The organism is Nonomuraea terrae (assembly GCF_004348995.1).
Classification (GTDB): Bacteria; Actinomycetota; Actinomycetes; order Streptosporangiales; family Streptosporangiaceae; genus Nonomuraea; species Nonomuraea terrae.
This window is the reverse complement of the sequence record NZ_SMKQ01000060.1, coordinates 13992-31271: the sequence shown is the minus strand read 5'-3', so window position 1 is coordinate 31271 and position 17280 is coordinate 13992. Positions and strand designations below refer to the sequence as shown.

Sequence of the window (17280 nt, the reverse complement as noted above, 5' to 3'; positions counted from 1 at the left end):
CCCCCCATTGGCCGGACCGGCCGCCCCTGCGACTACAGTTTGTTTGTTCGCAGAGGCGTCACGGCGCCCACCCATGGATCCGCTCTAATCAGAGGTTACGCGTTGACTCCGCACAGGCTGGAAGCGCCTTGACGGTGCTGACCAACAGGCAGGCGACGGCCCCCTCACCGCAGACGGGGCCGCCGCGCACGATCGGCACGGTCGTGAAGGCCTACATCGCGCTCACCAAGCCTCGGATCATCGAGCTGCTGCTGATCACGACGCTGCCGGTGATGTTCCTCGCGGCCGGCGGCCTGCCCCCGCTGTGGACGTCTCTCGCCGTCATGGTCTTCGGCACCCTGTCGGCCGGCAGCGCCAACGCCCTCAACTGTTACGTCGACCGCGACATCGACCAGAAGATGCGCCGCACCCGGCGCCGGCCGCTGGCCCGCCACCAGGTCTCCCCGCGCGGCGCGCTGGTCTTCGGCATCGTGCTCGGGATTTTGTCCACCGTTGGGCTCTGGGTCACCACCAACTGGCTCGCGGCGCTGCTGTCGGCCGGCGCGATCCTGTTCTACGTGCTCGTCTACTCGATGATCCTCAAGCGGCGCACGGCCCAGAACATCGTGTGGGGCGGCATCGCGGGCTGCATGCCGGTGATGATCGGCTGGGCGGGCATCACCGAGCGGCTCGACTGGGCGCCGCTGGTGCTCTTCGGCGTGGTGTTCTTCTGGACGCCGCCGCACACCTGGACCCTCGCCATGCGCTACAAGGAGGACTACGCGGCGGCCAAGGTGCCGATGTTGCCCGTCGTGGCCACCGAGCGGCGGGTCGTCCTGGAGTCGATCGCCTACACCTGGGCCACCGTGCTCTGCTCGCTGGCACTGTGGCCGGTGGCCGGCACGACACTGTTCTATCCCGTCGTGGCCGCCGTGCTGGGCGCGATGTGCCTGTGGGAGGTCCACCGCCTGCTGGCCCGGCTCAACGCCGGCAAGAGCGGCGTCGACCTGCGGCCCATGCGCTTCTTCCACTGGTCCAACGCCTACCTCGCGCTGCTGTTCCTGGCCGTGGCCATCGACCCGCTGCTGTCCTGACCTGCCGCCTTATGTGGTCGCCCGTGTGTCCGCCCGGTAGCTGTAGGGTGTCCGCCTGGTGTCCGCCTGGTCGGCGTTCCGCCACCCTGATCCGTTAAAGTCACCCTATGGCGACCCGTGATCCACGCTGGGTGTTGAAGGACCGCCCCTCGTTCGCGTTGATCACCGGGCTGGTCCTCACCGGCATCTGCGCGCTTGTCTCGTTCTCCTTCGACGTGTTCGTCAACGGCGCTCCGGTGCAGTTCTTCATCGCGCTCATGCTGGCGCTGGCGCCGGTGCCGTTGCTGCTGGCCCTGGTGCTGGCGCTCGACCGCCTGGAGCCCGAGCCGCGCAGCAACCTGATCTTCGCCTTCGCGTGGGGCGCGGGCGTCGCCGTGCTCGTCGCCGGTGTGATCAACTCGCTCAACCTGCACTACATCATCGACACCGCCAAGCTGTCGGAGGCCAGTGCCCGCAACATCGCGGCCACCTTCGGCGCGCCCGTGGTGGAGGAGACGATGAAGGGCCTGGTGCTGCTGGGCCTGCTCAGGTTCCGGCGGGCCGAGCTCGACGGGCCGACCGACGGCGTCATCTACGCCAGCATGGTCGGCCTCGGCTTCGCCATGAGTGAGAACGTCAGCTACTACATCGCGGCCCTGTCCACCTCGGGCGTCAAGGGCCTGGCGGTCACCGTGGTGCTGCGCGGCATCCTGTCGCCGCTGGCGCACCCGCTGTTCAGCTCCATGATCGGGGTCGGCGTCGCGTACGCGGCCCGGCGCGGCGGCTCCGACCGGGTGCCGTACGTGCTGGCGGGCTGGTCGGGGGCGATGATCCTGCACGGACTGTGGAACGGCCTGGCCTCCTACGGCGGCTTCCCCGGGCTCGTGGTGGCCTACCTGGCGCTGCTGGTGGTGCTGGTCGTGCTTGTCGGCGTGGTCTTCCGCGACCGGCGGCGCATCGTGGCGCTCATCCAGCGCTACCTGCCGCCGTACGAGCCGACGAAGCTGGTCACCGAGGCCGACATCTATATGTTGTCGGCCTTCGCCCGGCGCCGCCAGGCCCGCCAGTGGGCCAGGGCCCACGGCGGCAAGCGGGGCCTGCGCGCGATGCGCGACTACCAGCTGGCCGCCACCGAGCTCGGCCTGCTGCACGAGCGCGCGGCCCGTCACATGGTGGACGAGCACACCTTCCACGAGGAGCAGCGGGCCCTGCTGGAGTGCATGAGCACGGCCCGCGCCGACTTCCCGGTGCCCAGCCCGCACGCCCGCTCGGTGGCCAGGGGCTCACCCCCGCCCGGCTACGCGCCCGGCGCTCCCGGCTGACCTCAGCGCCGGTCTCTAGCGCCGGTCTCAAGCGCCGGTCTCTAGCGCTGGGCGAGGATCCGGGAGAGCGAGACCTCGCGCGGCCCTGGGAAGACCGGGTCCGACCTGAGGACCACCGCGTCGGCGAACGCCTTTCCGGTGGCGAGCAACTCCCGGGCGGCGTAGGCGTACGTCGTGGCGGCCCAGCGGCGTGCGGAGTCGTCACCGGCCCCGAACGCCGCCAGCCCGGCCGTCCGGCACAGCGTCACGGCCCTGGGCAGGTGGAACTCCTGGGTCACCACGGTCACCCGCTCGGCCCCGAACACCTCGCGCGCCCGTACGCACGAGTCCCAGGTGTCGAAGCCCGCGTAGTCGAGCACCATCACCGCGTCGGGCACGCCCTTGGCGCGCAGGTAGTCGCGCATGGCGGTCGGCTCGTCGTAGTCCGGGCGGCTGTTGTCGCCCGACAGCAGCAGCGCCCGCACCTTGCCGGCGTGGTAGAGGTCGGCGGCGATGTCGAGCCTGCCGGCCAGCATGGGGGTGGGGCGGCCGGCGTACAGGCCGGCTCCGAGCACGAGCGCGGCCTGTGCCTCGGGCACCCGCGCGAGCCACCCCGCGCCCTCGGCCGTCACCCGGTGCGCCGAGCTGCCCAGCCAGGCCCACGTCATGGGCGCCAGGGCCAGCACGCTGAGCAGCACCAGCCCCTGGTACGCGCGGCGCAGCGCCTTCCGAGAGGGGCGGACTTTTCCTCGCAAATCGCACCCCTTCCGGGCCGGGGGAGTGGCGGATCTATCGCCACATACCCTGGCATATCCGCTCAGGCGACGGCGGCTGCTTCGGTGGGGGAGTGGTCGGCGGGGAGGGGCTCGGGCTCGCGCGTGCGCAGCGAGGTCGTGGCCCGCAGCACGGAGATCCAGACCAGCGTGGAGCCGAGGACGTGGAGCAGGACCAGCATGGCCGGCACGGCCAGGAACCACTGCGTGTAGCCGATCACGCCCTGGGCCAGCTCGACCGCCAGCGCCGCACCGGCCGCTCTCCTGGCCGCCCGCGGCGCGCCGCTGACGTGCAGCGCGAACAGCAGCGCGAACGTCAGGCCCACCACGAGGTAGGCGACGTCGGCGTGCAGCCGGGCCATCGCCTCGATGTCGAGGTCGAAGCGCGAGGCCATCTCGTCGCCGGAGTGCGGCCCCGTGCCGCTGACCACCACGCCCGCCACCACCAGCGCGAACGTCGCGGCGACCAGCACGTGGCCGAGCCTGCGGACGTCGCGGTGGACCACCCGCCGCAGGGGGCCGTCGCCCTCGCCCGCCCGGACGTAGAGCAGCCAGCAGGCGGAGATCAGCCCGACCGAGAAGACGAAGTGCATGCCGACCGTGAACGGGTTGAGCAGCGTGTTGACCACCACCCCGCCCCACAGCGCCTGCAGCACGATGCCCGCGGGCTGCAGCCAGGCCAGCCTCAGCAGCGAGCGCCGGCGCGGCGCGAGCCGGAGTGCGGCGATCACACAGGCGGCGCCCACGGCCAGCACCAGGAACGTCAGCAGCCGGTTGCCGAACTCGACCGCCATGTTGATCATTGAGACTTCGGGGTGCGCGACCGGGATGAAGCTGTCCGGCGTGCACCTCGGCCAGGTCGGGCAGCCGAGGCCGGAACCGGTGACACGGACACCGGCGCCGGTCACGGCGATGCCCGCGTTGACGACCACGGACGCCATCGCCCAGCCACGCATCGACCGCGTCGTGGGCGCCCACAACGACCGCAGGAGGCGCACGAGAGGGTTGACAGAGTCCGAGGGTAGCTTCACGGCATCGATGGTACGGGCCGTAGTGCCCGGTCCCGCCACCGGGAACGGGCTTCTCAAGCGTATAAGTATGTGACATATTACCGAAGGGAGGTGACGATGTCCGACGTGATCGTGGTCGGCGCCGGAGTCGTGGGGGCAGCCTGTGCCTACTACGCCGCGCGCGCGGGCCTCGACGTGACCGTGGTCGACCGGGGGCCGGTGGCCGGCGGCACCACGGGTTCGGGCGAGGGCAACGTCCTGGTGTCCGACAAGGAGCCCGGGCCGGAGCTGGAGCTCGCCATGCTCTCCAACGGGCTGTGGCGGGCGCTGGCCGAGCACGGCGGGTTCGAGTTCGAGCCCAAGGGCGGCCTCGTGGTCGCCGAGACCGACGAGATCCAGCGCCGGCTCACCGAGCTGGCGGGCAAGCAGGGCGTCGAGCACGCCATGGTGAGCGGCGCCGAGCTGCGCGACTACGAGCCGCACCTGGCCGAAGGGCTGGCCGGCGGCGTCTACTACCCGCAGGACGCGCAGGTCCAGCCCATGCTGGCCGCCGCGAGCCTGCTGCGCCACGGCGCCGAGAGCTTCGGCCGCGGCACGCTGCGGCTGCGGCTCGGTGTCACCGTGACCGGCGTCCTGCGCTCGGGCGGCCGCGTGACGGGCGTGCGCACCTCCCAGGGCGACGTGCTCGGCGACGCCGTGGTCAACGCGGCCGGCACGTGGGGCGGTGAGATCGCCGCGCTGGCCGGCGTCGAGCTGCCGATCCTGCCCAGGCGCGGCTTCATCCTCGTCACCGAGCCCCTGCGCGAGCCGCTCATCCGGCACAAGGTCTACACCGCCGCCTACGTGACGAACGTCGCCAGCGACTCCGCCGGCCTGGAGACCTCGGCCGTCGTCGAGGGCACGCCCGCCGGCACCGTGCTCATCGGGGCCAGCAGGGAGCGGGTCGGCTTCGACCGCACGACGTCGGTGCCGGTGCTGGCGCGGCTGGCCGAGCAGGCCGTCGCGCTCTTCCCCGCGCTGCGCGAGGTGCGCGCCATCCGCTCCTACTGCGGCTTCCGGCCGTACTGCCCCGACCACCTGCCCGTCATCGGCGCCGACCCGCGCGTGCCGGGGCTCTACCACGCGTGCGGGCACGAGGGCGCGGGCATCGGGCTCGCGCCGGCGACCGGGCACCTGCTCGCCCAGCTCCTCGCCGGCGAGCGGCCCGACCTCGACCTGCGTCCCTTCCGCCCCGACCGCTTCTCCGAGGAGGCCGCGTGACCTTCCACATCACCGTCGACGGCCGGCCGGTGCCGGTCGTGCCGGGCCAGAGCATCGGCGCGGCGCTGCACGCCGCCGGGGTGCGGTCCTGGCGCACGACCCGGTTCGGCGGGCGGCCGCGCGGGCTGTTCTGCGGGATCGGGGTCTGCTTCGACTGCCTGATCTCGGTCAACGGGCGGCCGCCCGAACGGGCCTGCCTGCTGGAGGCCGAGCCGGGGGACGAGGTGACGACGGCATGACGGGCGCACCGTACGATCTCGTGGTGGTCGGCGGCGGGCCCGCCGGGGTGGCGGGCGCGCTCACGGCGGCGCTGGCCGGGCTGCGCGTGGCGCTGCTCGACTCCGGCGCGCGCCTCGGCGGCCAGTACTTCCGGCACGCGGCCGTCCCGGAGCGGGAGCCCGGGCTCGACCGGTTCCTGCTGCAGGCCCGCCTGCTCGACGGGCGGGCCGACGTGCTGACGCGCCACCAGGTGTGGAACGTCTCCCGCGAGCCCGGCGGCGACCTCACCGTGCACGCCCTGACGCGCGACTCCTCCGGCGAGCGGCCGGTGACGCTGCGGGCGCGCAGGCTGCTGATCGCCACCGGCGCCCACGATCGCCCGCTGCCGTTCCCCGGCTGGGACCTGCCCGGGGTGCTCACCGCCGGGGGCGCGCAGGCGTTGCTCAAGGGCGGCGGGGTGCTCGCCGGCCGGCGCGTCGTGATCTCCGGCACCGGGCCGTTCCTGCTGCCGGTCGCCTCCGGACTCGCCCGGGCCGGGGCGGCGGTGCTCGGCGTGTACGAGGCCAACGGCGGCCTCGGCCTGGCCCGCCACCCGCTGCTGGCCCTGGGCAAGGCCGGCGAGGCCGCCGCGTACGCCGCCGCGCTGGCCCGCCACCGCGTGCCGTACCGGACACGTCACGCGGTGATCGCGGCGCACGGCGAGCGCGAGGTGGAGGCCGTCACCGTGGCCCGCCTCGACCCCGACTGGAACGTTCTGTCCACCCGGATCGTCGGCTGCGACACGCTCGCCGTCGGCTACGGGTTCGTGCCGCAGATCGAGCTGGGCACGCAGCTCGGCTGCGAGACGCGCGGCGACCCCGACGGCAGCCCCGTGCTGCGCGTCGACGCCGCCCAGCGCACCAGCGTCCCCGGCGTCTGGGCCGCGGGCGAGCCCACCGGTGTGGCCGGCTGGCGGCAGGCCGAGGTGGAGGGCCGCATCGCGGGCCGCGCCATCGTGGGCGAAGCCCGCCCGATCGCCCGCCGCGGTCCCGACGGTGTGCTCCTGCGGCGGCGCAGGCAGTGGCGGGCGTTCGGCGAGGCGCTGCAGCGCGCCTACCCGGTGCGGCCCGGCTGGCAGAGCTGGCTGCGCGACGACACGCTGGTGTGCCGGTGCGAGGAGGTGCCGCTCGCCCGCGTCCGCGAGGCGCTGGAGCTCGGCGCCACCGACGCGCGCTCCGTCAAGCTGCTGGCCCGCCCCGGCATGGGGTGGTGCCAGGGCCGCGTCTGCGGCTACGCCGTATCCTGCCTGGCCGGTGAGGCACCCCGGCCGCCCCGCAGGCCCGTCGCCCAGCCGGTCACCCTCGGCGCCCTCGCCGAGGCCGCCCCAGAAGATTCGCCCGATGAAGCCGCCCAATGACATGGAGGACTCCCTGATGGAACACCGCAGCAAGCCCTGGCAGGGCGTCATGGTCGCCACGGCGCTGCCCCTGCGCGAGGACCTGTCCGTCGACTTCGACGCCTACGCCGAGCACTGCCGCTGGCTGGTCGACAACGGCTGCGACGGCGTCGTGCCCAACGGCTCGCTCGGCGAGTACCAGGCGCTCCTCCCGGAGGAGCGCGCCAAGGTCATCGAGACCGCCGTCGCGGCCGTCGGCGGCCACAACGTGATGGCCGGGGTCGGTGCGTACGGCGCCGCCGAGTCGCGCCGCTGGGCCGAGCAGGCGCGCGAGGCCGGGTGCGGCTCGGTGCTGCTGCTGCCGCCCAACGCCTACCGGGCCGACGAGCGGGCGGTCATCGCCCACTACCGCGAGGTGGCCAAGGCCGGCGTGCCGATCGTGGCCTACAACAACCCCTACGACACCAAGGTCGACCTGACCCCCGCGCTGCTGGCCAAGCTGCACGAGGAGGGGCTGATCGTGGCGATCAAGGAGTTCAGCGGCGACGTGCGGCGCGCGTACGAGCTGGCCGAGCTCGCGCCCGGGCTCGACCTGCTGGTCGGCTCCGACGACGTGCTGCTCGAACTGGCCGTGGCCGGGGCGGTCGGCTGGATCGCCGGCTACCCGAACGCGCTGCCCGCCTCCAACGTCGCCCTCTACCGCGCCGCGGTCGCCCGCGACCTGGAGACCGCGCTGCCGCTCTACCGGACCCTGCACCCGCTGCTGCGCTGGGACTCCAAGACCGAGTTCGTCCAGGCGATCAAGCTGTCCATGGACCTCGCAGGCCGCCACGGCGGCCCCTGCCGGCAGCCGCGGCAGCCGTTGACCGACGAGCAGGCCACCGTCATCCGCGCGGCGACCGAGAAGGCGCTCGCGGAGGGCCTCAGATGAGGACCAAACGGGTCTTCCACGCCGTCGACTCCCACACCGAGGGCATGCCGACCCGCGTCATCACCGGCGGCATCGGGGTGATCCCCGGCGCCAGCATGGCCGAGCGCCGGGTGTACTTCCGCGACCACCTCGACCACATCCGCACCCTGCTGATGACCGAGCCGCGCGGCCACTCGGCCATGAGCGGGGCCATCCTGCAGCCGCCCACCCGGCCCGACGCGGACTTCGGCGTGCTGTTCATCGAGGTATCCGGGCTGCTGCCGATGTGCGGCCACGGCACCATCGGCGTGGCCACCGTGCTGGTCGAGACCGGCATGGTGGAGGTCGTCGAGCCGATCACGACCGTGCGCCTGGAGGTGCCGGCCGGGCTGGTGGAGGTCGACGTGGCCGTCGAGGACGGCCAGGCGATGTCGGTGACGCTGCGCAACGTGCCCTCCTACTGCGACCGGCTGGACGCCTCCGTGAAGGTGCCGGGCTTCGGCGAGATCCCGTACGACCTGGCCTACGGCGGCAACTTCTACGCCGTCGTCGACCTCGACCGCTACGGCCTGCCGTTCGACCGCAAGGCCAAGAACGAGATCATCGCGGCCGGCCTGGCGACCATGGAGGCGATCAACGCCGCCGACGAGCCCGTGCACCGCGAGGACGACCGCATCCGCGGCTGCCACCACGTGTACTTCACCGCCCCCGGCTCCGACGCCCACCACTCGCGGCACGCCATGGCCATCCACCCCGGCTGGTTCGACCGCTCGCCCTGCGGCACCGGCACCAGCGCCCGCATGGCGCAGCTGCACGCCCGCGGCGAGCTGCCGCTCGGCCGCGACTTCGTCAACGAGTCGTTCATCGGCACCCGGTTCATCGGCCGGCTGCTGGAGGAGACGACCGTGGGCGGCGGCACCGCGGTCCTGCCGTCGATCAACGGGCGGGCCTGGGTCACCGGCACCGCCCAGTATTTCCTCGACCCCCGCGACCCGTTCCCGGCGGGGTTCGAGCTGTGAGCGAGCGTAGCCAGTGAACCAGCAGCATCACGATCACGGTGCCGGCGCGGCCGGTGCCGTGATCACCACCGTCGACTACCACACCGGTGGCGAGCCGTTCCGGATCGTCACCGGCGGGGTGCCCGAGATCCCCGGCTCCGACCTGCTCTCCCGCCGTGGCTCCGCCATGGAGCGCCTCGACGACGTGCGGCGGCTGCTCTGCCACGAGCCGCGCGGCCACGCCGACATGTACGGCTGCTTCCTCGTCCCGCCGGACGACCCGGGGGCCCGCCTCGGGGCGCTGTTCTGGCACAAGGACGGCTTCTCCACCGCTTGCGGGCACGGCACCATCGCGCTGGGCGCGTACGCGGTGCACGAGGGGCTGGTCGAGGCCGACCCCGACGGCGAGACGGACGTGGTGATCGACGTGCCGTCCGGCCGCGTCACGGCCCGCGTGCGCCGCGCCGGCGGCAAGGTGCGCGGGGTGACCTTCGTCAGCGTCCCGTCGTACGTCATCGCCCGTGGCGTGCCGGCCGGCGGGGTGAAGACCGACCTCGCCTACGGGGGAGCCATCTACGCCTCGGTGCCGGCCGCGGCGCTGGGGCTGTCGGTGGAGCCCCGGCACCTGACCGAGCTCATCGGGTACGCCCGCCGCATCAAGGCCGACCTGGCCGGCCACCCGGCCTCCCGGCATCCCGCCGACGAGCGGCTGTCCGGCGTCTACGGCGTGATCTTCTACGACGAGCTGCCCGACGCGGGCGACGCGGCGTGCCAGCGCAACGTCACGGTGTTCGCCGACGGCGAGGTGGACCGCTCGCCCTGCGGGTCCGGCACCGCCGCGCGGCTCGCGCTGCTGCACGACGAAGGGCTGCGCCGGCCGCTGCTCCACACGAGCATCGTGGGCAGCGAGTTCCGCGCGCGGGTGGCCGAGGTCACCGGGGACGGGGTCGTCCCGGAGATCGAGGGCATGGCGTACCGCACCGGGCGGCACGCCTTCGAACTCGACCCCGACGATCCGATCGGAACGGGGTTCACCCTGCGATGAGCGCGCTGCCGTATCTCGACGCCGCCACCGTGGAGCGGCTGGTGCCGATGGAGCGGGCCGTGGACGTCCTGGAGGACGCCCTGCGCGCCGGGCTCGACCCCGAGGCCACGCCGCAGCGGCCGATCGTGGACGTGCCCGCCGGGCAGCTCCTGCTCATGCCCGCGTTCACGGGCCGGTACGCCGGCGTCAAGGCCGTCACCATCGCCCCCGCCAACTCCGAGCGCGGGCTGCCCCGAATCCAGGGGACGTACCTGCTGTTCGACGGGGGGAGCCTGGCGCCGCTGGCCGTGCTCGACGGCATCGCGCTCACCTCCCTGCGCACGCCCGCCGTCTCCGCGCTCGCCGTCCGGCACCTGGCCGAGCCGGACGCGCGGCGGCTGGTGGTCTTCGGCAGCGGCCCGCAGGCGTGGGGGCACGTCCTCGCCCTGCGCGCGGTGCGGCCGGTGCGGGACGTGACGGTCGTCGGCCGCGACCTGGACCGTGCGGAGGCGCTGGCCGCCCGCTGCCGCGACTTCGGGCTGACGGCACGAGGGCTCACGAGCGCCGCGGCGGGCCCTGTGGCCGAAGCGGTGGCAGAAGCCGTGGCTGAAGCCGTGGCTGGGGCCGACCTGGTCGCCTGCTGCACGACGGCCAGGGAGCCGCTCTTCCCCGGTGAACTCGTCCGCGACGGCGCCACCGTCGTGGCCGTCGGCTCGCACGAGCCCGACGCCCGGGAGCTCGGCGACGACCTCGTCGCCCGCGCCACGGTGGTCGTCGAGGCGAGGACGGCCGCCCTGGAAGAGGCTGGAGACATCGTCGTCGCGATCCGCCGGGGTACGATCACCTCCCGTCATCTCGCCGGAGACCTCGCCGATCTGATCGCCGGAAGGGTGGTCGCCGGCCCGGGGCCGCGCGTGTTCAAGAGCACGGGCATGGCATGGGAGGACCTCGTGGTCGCGGCTGCCGCTTACGAGGCGTGGACGTAGGAAGGGATGGGCGGATGGCTGCCGACGACCGACTCGACCTGCCGATGGTGGGGGAGCGGCAGAGCCTGCGCGAGCAGGTCGCGCACGCGCTGCGCGCCGCGCTGATCACCGGGGAGATGCGGCCGGGGGTGGTCTACTCCGCTCCCGTGCTGGCCGCCCAGTTCGGGGTCTCGGCCACGCCGGTCCGCGAGGCCATGCTCGACCTGGCCAAGGAGGGCCTGGTCGAGGCCGTGCGCAACAAGGGCTTCCGGGTCACCGAGCTGTCCGACCGCGACCTCGACGAGCTCACCGAGATCCGCCAGCTCATCGAGGTGCCCACCGCGGCCAGGCTGGCCGACCGCTCGCGGGCCGAGGAGTTCGAACGCCTCAGGCCCGTCGCCGAGGAGATCGTCGCGGCCGGCGAGCGCGGCGACCTGCTGGCCTACGTCGACGCCGACCTGCGCTTCCACGTCGAGCTGCTGGCATTGTCGGGCAACGCCCACCTGGTGGAGGTGGTGCGTGACCTGCGCAACCGGGCCCGCCTCTACGGCCTGTCGCAGCTGTCCGAGCGCGGCACGCTGACCGACTCCGCTCTTGAGCACCTGGCGCTGCTGGACGCGCTCAAGGACGGCGACGCCGAGGCCGTCGGGCGGATCATGACCGAGCACATCGGGCACGTACGCGGCATCTGGGCTGAACACTGAGGAAAAGTTCGGATATTCGGGGATCGTCCGCTCCCTGATGGCGGTAATCTCGAAGCGGAACGGCGCGAGTGACGCCGCGCGAGAGCGCCGGCGGTCCCACCGTCCCGGTCACCCCTTCCTCAGGTGGTGGCTTCGTGCCTGGTCACGCGGACACCCGCATTCCGCTGACCGTCGCAGGGCTCGGCACAACCCCGCCCACCGAGCCGAGCCCTCCGCCGCGCGCCCGAGACCCCATCCCAACGGGCGCGCGGCGGCTCCGGGAGCTACTGGCGCCGCGACGTGCGGGTCGAGCCCAGGCTGGCCGCCACGATGCACAGGATCGCCGCCCACTGCTGCACGTGCAGCACCTCGCTCAGCACCAGCAGGCCGATCAGCGCCGCCACGGCCGGCTCCACGCTCATGAGAATGCCGAACACGTGCTTGGGCATCCGCCGCAGCGCCTGCAGCTCCAGCGAGTACGGGATCACCGACGACAGCAGCCCGACCCCCAGCCCGATGAGCAGCAGCTCCGGCTGCAGCAGGTCGGTCCCGCCGGTTGTGACGCCGACCGGGGCGATGACCACGACCGAGACGATCATCGCGAACGACAGCCCTGTCGTCCCGGGGAAGCGCTGCCCGGCGGCGGCCGACAACAGGATGTAGCCGGCCCAGCAGACCCCGGCCAGCAGCGCGAACCCGATGCCGATCCAGCTCACCGACGCCGACTCCGACCAGGGGGCGAGCATCACCACGCCCGCCGCCGCGAGCGCCACCCACAGCAGGTCGATCCGGCGCCGCGAGGCCGCCACCGCCACGCCCAGCGGCCCGAGGAACTCGATCGCCACCGCGATGCCCATCGGCAGCCGCGACAGGGCCTCGTAGAAGGTCAGGTTCATCAGGGCGAGCGTCACGCCGAAGGCGAGCCCCACCGCCCAGGAGCCCCGGGAGAGTCCTCTGAGCCGGGGCCGCGCGACGGCCCCCATGATGAGCGCCCCGGCCGCGATGCGCAGGAACACCACGGCGCTCGGCGGCAGCGCCGCGAACAGCTCCTTGGCGAAACCGGCGCCCAGCTGCACCGAGAAGATCGCCAGCAGCACGAGCCCGGAGGGCGGGATCGAGTCCGCGGCGCTGCGCAGGGGGTTGCCCGGCAGGCGCCGGTCACCCGGGAGTGCGTCGTCGTAGGAGGTCACAGGGCTCCTTGTGGGAATGCGCGTCAACCGTCCGAGCCTACTGACCCCGCCCAAAGTGGCGGCATTTAAGGTGGTCCTACTGCCAAATCGATCATTTACTCGGACAAATGGACGTAATGAAGCCATCCCCCGTGAGCCTCACCCGACCGCCGCCGGCTCTCGCCGTGGCCTCGTTCGTCAGCGCCTTCGACCGCTTCGCCGTCAGCCCCATGCTCGTGCTCATCGCGGCAGACCTCGGCGTCTCGCTGTCGGCCTCGGTCGCCGCCGCCAGCGGCTACTACCTCGCCTACGGGCTGACGCAGCCGCTGTGGGGCGTGCTGTCCGACCGGTTCGGCCGGGTGCGGGTGATGCGCTTCGCCCTGTACGTCGCGGCCCTGGCGGGAGCCGTCTCGGCCCTGATGCCGGCGCTCGCCGCCCTGGTGGTGGCCCGCGTCGTGACGGGCGCGTGCTTCGGCGCCGTCATCCCCACGAGCCTGACGTACGTGGGCGACACCGTGCGGCCCGCCGTACGCCAGCGGGCGCTCACCGACCTGATGGCCGCCACCGCCCTCGGCACGGCCGTGGCCACGGGCCTCGGCGGCGTGCTCGCCGGCCTGGTCGACTGGCGGGTGGCCTTCACCGTGCCGGCCGCGTGCGCCCTGGCGTGCGCGCTGGCGCTGCGCACGCTGCCCGAGCCGCCCCGCCACGAGGGCGCCGGTCACGGGGTGGCCCGCTACCTCGGCCTGGTGCTCGGGCACCGGTGGGCGCTGCTGGTGTTCGCGCTGGCCTTCACCGAGGGGGCGATCATGCTCGGCACCATGCCGTTCCTGGCCACCGCGCTGCAGCACGACGGGCTGGCCGCCGCCGTGGCGGGCCTGGCCATCACCGCGTACGGGCTCGGGTTGTGGGCGTTCTCCCGGCTGGTCAAGCGGCTGTCCGGCCGCTGGCCCGCCCCCGCGCTCATGCTCGCCGGCGGCAGCCAGCTGTGCGCCGGGTTCGCCCTGGTGAGCGTGCACGTCAGCGTCCCGGCGGTGGTCGTCACCGCGCTGCTGCTGGGCGGCGGCTACTCGTTCCTGCACTCCTCGTTGCAGAACTGGGCGACCTCGGTCGTGCCCGAGGCCAGGGGGACGACCATCGCGTTCTTCGCCTGCGCGCTGTTCACCGGCAGCGCCATCGCCTCGTGGGCGGCCGGCCCCCTGGCCGAGCACGGCAGGTACGGGCTGTTGTTCGGCATCGCGGCGGTCGCCGCGGTGCCGCTGACCGCGGTCGCCGTCGTCACCCGGCACCGCTACGGCACGCAGCCCGGCTGAGCCCTCACTCCCAGCGGAACGTACGCGAGACCAGCCCCAGCGACAGCACCGCCCAGACGGCCAGCACGGCCAGCGGCACCAGCGGCAGCCCCGCGCCCTGGGCCAGCACCGAGCGCAGCCCGCCGGTCAGCGCCGAGATGGGCAGCAGCTCCAGCACCGGCCGCACCGACTCGGGGAACTTCGACAGCGGGAACACCACCCCGCCCGCGCCCAGCAGCACCAGGTAGACCAGGTTGGCCGCGGCCAGCGTGGCCTCCGCGCGCAGCGTGCCGGCCATGAGCAGCCCCAGCCCGGTGAAGGCGGCCGTGCCGACCACGACGAGCAGCGCCGCACCCAGGAACGACCCCTGCGGCCGCCATCCCAGCGCGAGGCCCACGACCACGATCACCGCGGCCTGGATGGCCTCCACGCCCACCACCGCCGTCGTCTTGGCGAGCATGAGCCCGCTCCTGGACAGCGGGGTCGCGCCCAGCCGCTTGAGCACGCCGTAGCGGCGCTCGAACCCGGTCGCGATGGCCTGCCCGGTGAACGCCGTGGACATCACCGCCAGCGCCAGCACGCCGGGCACCAGGAAGTCGACCCGCCGGCCGCCGCCGACGTCGATCAGCGGTGCGAGGGAGAACCCGGCCAACAGCAGCACCGGGATGACCAGGGTGAGCAGCAGCTGCTCGCCGTTGCGCAGCATCGCGCGCAGCTCGGCGCCCGCCTGGGCGGCCACCATGCGCCCGAACGGCGCCGCGCCGGGGGCCGGGGTGAGGTCGAGTGCCGGATCGTGGGCGGTCAACGCAGCTCCCTGCCGGTCAGCTCGAGAAAGACGTCTTCGAGGGTGCGCCGCTCGATGCTCAGGTCGTCGGCCGTGACGCCCTCGGCCGCGCACCAGGCCGTCACCGTGGCCAGCAGCTCGGGGCCGACCTGGCCCTCGATGATGTAGTGGCCGGCCGGCGACTCCTTGGCCGCGCTGCCGGTCGGCAGCGCGTTGAGCAGCTCCTCCAGGCCCAGCCCCGGCCGGGCGCGGAAGCGGAGCTGGCGTTCGGCCCCGGTCAGGGTGGCGGGGGTGCCCTCGGCCACGACCCGGCCCCTGTCGATGATCACCACGTGGTCGGCCAGGCGTTCGGCCTCGTCCATGTGGTGGGTGGTCAGCACCACCGAGACGCCCGCCGTGCGCAGCTCGCCGACGAGGTCCCAGCAGGCGTGGCGGGCCTGCGGGTCGAGGCCGGCGGTCGGCTCGTCGAGGAAGACCAGCTCGGGCCGGCCCACGACGGCCGCGGCCAGCGACAACCGCTGCTGCTGGCCGCCCGACAGCCGCCGGTAGGGCGTGCGGGCGTGGTCGGCGAGCCCCAGCCGGTCGAGCAGCGCCTGTGGCGGGAGGGGATGGGCGTAGAAGCGCGCGACCAGCCGCAGCCACTCCGCGCAGCGCATCGCCGGCGGCACGCCGCCCGCCTGGAGCATCACCCCGATCCGCGGGCGCAGCCCGGGAGTGGCGGGGTCGAGGCCCAGCACCCGGACCGTGCCCGCGTCGGGGGCGCGGAACCCCTCGCAGATCTCGACCGTGGATGTCTTGCCCGCGCCGTTGGGGCCGAGGACCGCGGTCACCGCGCCGCGGCGGGCCCTGAGCGTGAGGCCGTCGACGGCGGTCGTGCCCCCGTAGCGTTTGACCAGGTCGACGATCTCGACGGCTGGGGAGTCCATGGCCACGAGTTTAGGGACTGTCCCGCCCGGTCCGGGCCTCAGGTGCGTTCTTCCCGGCGACGGCGCGGCCCGCCGCCGCCGGGCGTTCATGCGGCCGGGACCTATGAGACAGAGGGGCAGGAAACTATCATGTTAAATATCTGATAACCGGGAATTAGGAGGATCCTTAACCCGGTTTGACCCGAGGGCCCTCGTGGGCCGCCATGCCTGCGAGGAAGGGGTCACGAATGTCCGTGGCAGAGGCCACCGCCACCGCCACCGCCGTACGGCCGGAGCAGAGGAGCCGCCGGGCGTTATTGCTGGTGATCCTGGGCGCGCTCTCGGCGATCGGCCCGCTGTCCATCGACATGTACCTGCCCGCCCTGCCCGCCATCACCTCCGAGATGCTCAGCGTGCCGGCGCAGGTCCAGCTCACCCTGACGGCGTGTCTCATCGGCGTCTCCGTCGGCCAGGTGATCGCCGGCCCGGTGAGCGACGTACGCGGGCGCCGGGTGCCGCTCATCGTCGGCGTGGCGGGCTTCATGGCGGCCTCGCTGCTGTGCGCGTTCGCCCCCTCGGTGCCCATGCTCATCGCCTTCCGGCTGCTGCAGGGCATCCTCGGCGGCGCGGCGCTGGTCATCGTGCGGGCCGTCGTCCGCGACCTGTACGACGGCGCGGCCATCGCCCGCATCTTCGCCACGCTCATGCTCGTCAGCGGGCTGGCGCCCATCCTGGCCCCCATCGCCGGGGCCCAGCTGCTGGCCTTCACCTCCTGGCGGGGCGTCTTCGTCGCGCTCAGCGTCGCCGGGATCGTGCTGCTGGTGTGCGTGCTGACCGGCGTACGGGAGACGCTGCCCGCCTCCGCGCGCGAGAGCGGCGGGCTGCGGCACACCATCCGCACCTTCTGGCACCTGCTGCGCGACCGGGCGTTCATGGCCTGCGCGCTGACCGCGGGGCTGGCGTTCGCGGCGATGTTCGGCTACATCTCCGGCTCGCCGTTCGTGCTGCAGGAGGTCTACGGCGCCACGCCCCAGCAGTACTCGCTCATCTTCGGGCTCAACGCCTTCGGCCTGACCCTCACGGCCCAGGTCGGCGGACGGCTGTCGGGCCGGGTGCCGCCGGTGCGCCTGGTGCTCATCGGCCTGGTGATCGCCCTGGTCGGCGCCGTGCTGCTGCTGACCGCGGCGCTGACCGGGATGGGCCTGTGGGGGGTCGTCGGCGGGCTGTTCGTCATCATGCTCGGCCAGGGCCTGGTGATGCCCGGCACGGGCGCGCTGGCGCTGGCCTCGCAGCCCCCGCAGATCGCGGGCAGCGCCTCCGCCCTGCTCGGAGTGCTGCAGTTCGCGCTGGGCGCGCTGGCGGCGCCGCTCGTCGGCCTGGTGGGCTCCGGCACCGCCGTGCCGATGGCGTGCGTGATGCTCGGCCTCATCATCTGCGCGGGCCTCATGTTCGTCCTGCTGGGCCGCCGAACGGCGGTCCGCGCAGTTAGGTAAGGCTACCCTGCGTGAGTAATTCCATTCCCGTCCCTGCTCAGATCCGTTTGTGAAGCGGGAAGGAATTACG

General features: G+C 73.3%; 17 protein-coding genes. 12 read left to right on the top strand and 5 right to left on the bottom strand.

Annotated features, from left to right (window positions below; translation table 11 throughout):
* The first annotated feature begins 128 nt into the window (after nt 1-128).
* Entirely contained in the window at nt 129-1073 is a 945-nt protein-coding gene (locus E1286_RS20695; protein WP_132614947.1) for a heme o synthase, read from the top strand.
* 107 nt (nt 1074-1180) lie between these two features.
* Nucleotides 1181-2374, top strand: coding sequence for a PrsW family intramembrane metalloprotease (locus E1286_RS20690; RefSeq protein WP_132614945.1), 1194 nt, complete (start codon nt 1181-1183; stop codon nt 2372-2374).
* Nucleotides 2375-2415: 41 nt separating this feature from the next.
* On the opposite strand, the gene E1286_RS20685 is transcribed toward E1286_RS20690, so the two are convergent.
* Both E1286_RS20685 and E1286_RS20680 read right to left on the bottom strand, forming a co-directional pair.
* Entirely contained in the window at nt 2416-3108 is a 693-nt protein-coding gene (locus E1286_RS20685) for a SanA/YdcF family protein (protein WP_132614943.1), read from the bottom strand.
* Between the two features lie 62 nt (nt 3109-3170).
* Nucleotides 3171-4157 (bottom strand): COX15/CtaA family protein, encoded by a 987-nt coding sequence (locus E1286_RS20680; RefSeq protein WP_132614941.1) that lies wholly within the window; start codon nt 4155-4157, stop codon nt 3171-3173.
* A gap of 96 nt (nt 4158-4253) precedes the next feature.
* On the opposite strand from E1286_RS20680, the gene E1286_RS20675 reads away from it, so the two are divergent.
* From E1286_RS20675 to E1286_RS20640, 8 genes are read left to right on the top strand one after another with little or no spacing between them, the layout of a single operon-like run.
* Nucleotides 4254-5396: an NAD(P)/FAD-dependent oxidoreductase gene (locus E1286_RS20675; RefSeq protein WP_132614939.1), complete on the top strand. Its 1143-nt coding sequence runs from the start codon at nt 4254-4256 to the stop codon at nt 5394-5396.
* A complete protein-coding gene (locus tag E1286_RS20670) occupies nt 5393-5635 on the top strand; it encodes a (2Fe-2S)-binding protein (RefSeq protein WP_132614937.1) in 243 nt (80 codons plus the stop codon). The genes E1286_RS20675 and E1286_RS20670 overlap by 4 nt, the downstream gene beginning before the upstream one ends.
* Complete coding sequence (locus E1286_RS20665) at nt 5632-7011, top strand: FAD/NAD(P)-dependent oxidoreductase (RefSeq protein ID WP_132614935.1); 1380 nt, start codon at nt 5632-5634, stop codon at nt 7009-7011. Before E1286_RS20670 ends, E1286_RS20665 begins: the two co-directional genes overlap by 4 nt.
* Nucleotides 6995-7921 (top strand): dihydrodipicolinate synthase family protein, encoded by a 927-nt coding sequence (locus E1286_RS20660; RefSeq protein WP_246075007.1) that lies wholly within the window; start codon nt 6995-6997, stop codon nt 7919-7921. The genes E1286_RS20665 and E1286_RS20660 overlap by 17 nt, the downstream gene beginning before the upstream one ends.
* A complete protein-coding gene (locus E1286_RS20655; RefSeq protein WP_132614933.1) occupies nt 7918-8919 on the top strand; it encodes a proline racemase family protein in 1002 nt (333 codons plus the stop codon). Before E1286_RS20660 ends, E1286_RS20655 begins: the two co-directional genes overlap by 4 nt.
* 13 nt (nt 8920-8932) lie before the next feature.
* On the top strand, nt 8933-9943 hold the full coding sequence (locus E1286_RS20650) for a proline racemase family protein (RefSeq protein ID WP_246075006.1): 1011 nt from the start codon (nt 8933-8935) through the stop codon (nt 9941-9943).
* Nucleotides 9940-10908 (top strand): ornithine cyclodeaminase family protein, encoded by a 969-nt coding sequence (locus E1286_RS20645; RefSeq protein ID WP_132614931.1) that lies wholly within the window; start codon nt 9940-9942, stop codon nt 10906-10908. The genes E1286_RS20650 and E1286_RS20645 overlap by 4 nt, the downstream gene beginning before the upstream one ends.
* 14 nt (nt 10909-10922) lie before the next feature.
* Entirely contained in the window at nt 10923-11591 is a 669-nt protein-coding gene (locus E1286_RS20640) for a GntR family transcriptional regulator (protein ID WP_132614929.1), read from the top strand.
* A gap of 263 nt (nt 11592-11854) precedes the next feature.
* Here E1286_RS20640 and E1286_RS20635 read toward each other — a convergent pair whose 3' ends face one another.
* A complete protein-coding gene (locus E1286_RS20635) occupies nt 11855-12760 on the bottom strand; it encodes an EamA family transporter (protein ID WP_132614927.1) in 906 nt (301 codons plus the stop codon).
* Nucleotides 12761-12891: 131 nt separating this feature from the next.
* Here E1286_RS20635 and E1286_RS20630 point away from each other — a divergent pair, with 131 nt between their 5' ends.
* A complete protein-coding gene (locus E1286_RS20630) occupies nt 12892-14049 on the top strand; it encodes an MFS transporter (RefSeq protein WP_246075005.1) in 1158 nt (385 codons plus the stop codon).
* Nucleotides 14050-14053: 4 nt separating this feature from the next.
* Here the strand turns inward: E1286_RS20630 and E1286_RS20625 are convergent, their stop codons facing one another.
* Nucleotides 14054-14770 (bottom strand): ABC transporter permease, encoded by a 717-nt coding sequence (locus tag E1286_RS20625; RefSeq protein ID WP_132614969.1) that lies wholly within the window; start codon nt 14768-14770, stop codon nt 14054-14056.
* Nucleotides 14771-14829: 59 nt separating this feature from the next.
* Nucleotides 14830-15738 carry an ABC transporter ATP-binding protein gene (locus E1286_RS20620; RefSeq protein ID WP_132614923.1) on the bottom strand — a complete coding sequence of 303 codons (909 nt, stop codon included), beginning with the start codon at nt 15736-15738 and terminating at the stop codon, nt 14830-14832.
* 227 nt (nt 15739-15965) lie between these two features.
* Between E1286_RS20620 and E1286_RS20615 the strand changes: the two genes are divergently transcribed.
* A complete protein-coding gene (locus tag E1286_RS20615; protein ID WP_132614921.1) occupies nt 15966-17210 on the top strand; it encodes a multidrug effflux MFS transporter in 1245 nt (414 codons plus the stop codon).
* Nucleotides 17211-17280: the final 70 nt, after the last annotated feature.

Bases quoted from the DNA above. Each gene is read 5' to 3' on its own strand.
- E1286_RS20690 (WP_132614945.1), top strand. From the start codon at position 1,181: ATGGCGACCCGTGATCCACGCTGGGTGTTGAAGGACCGCCCCTCGTTC.
- E1286_RS20675 (WP_132614939.1), top strand. From the start codon at position 4,254: ATGTCCGACGTGATCGTGGTCGGCGCCGGAGTCGTGGGGGCAGCCTGT.
- E1286_RS20665 (WP_132614935.1), top strand. From the start codon at position 5,632: ATGACGGGCGCACCGTACGATCTCGTGGTGGTCGGCGGCGGGCCCGCC.
- E1286_RS20660 (WP_246075007.1), top strand. From the start codon at position 6,995: ATGAAGCCGCCCAATGACATGGAGGACTCCCTGATGGAACACCGCAGC.
- E1286_RS20655 (WP_132614933.1), top strand. From the start codon at position 7,918: ATGAGGACCAAACGGGTCTTCCACGCCGTCGACTCCCACACCGAGGGC.
- E1286_RS20645 (WP_132614931.1), top strand. From the start codon at position 9,940: ATGAGCGCGCTGCCGTATCTCGACGCCGCCACCGTGGAGCGGCTGGTG.
- E1286_RS20640 (WP_132614929.1), top strand. From the start codon at position 10,923: ATGGCTGCCGACGACCGACTCGACCTGCCGATGGTGGGGGAGCGGCAG.
- E1286_RS20625 (WP_132614969.1), bottom strand. From the start codon at position 14,770: ATGGTGGCCGCCCAGGCGGGCGCCGAGCTGCGCGCGATGCTGCGCAAC.
- E1286_RS20620 (WP_132614923.1), bottom strand. From the start codon at position 15,738: ATGGACTCCCCAGCCGTCGAGATCGTCGACCTGGTCAAACGCTACGGG.
- E1286_RS20615 (WP_132614921.1), top strand. From the start codon at position 15,966: ATGTCCGTGGCAGAGGCCACCGCCACCGCCACCGCCGTACGGCCGGAG.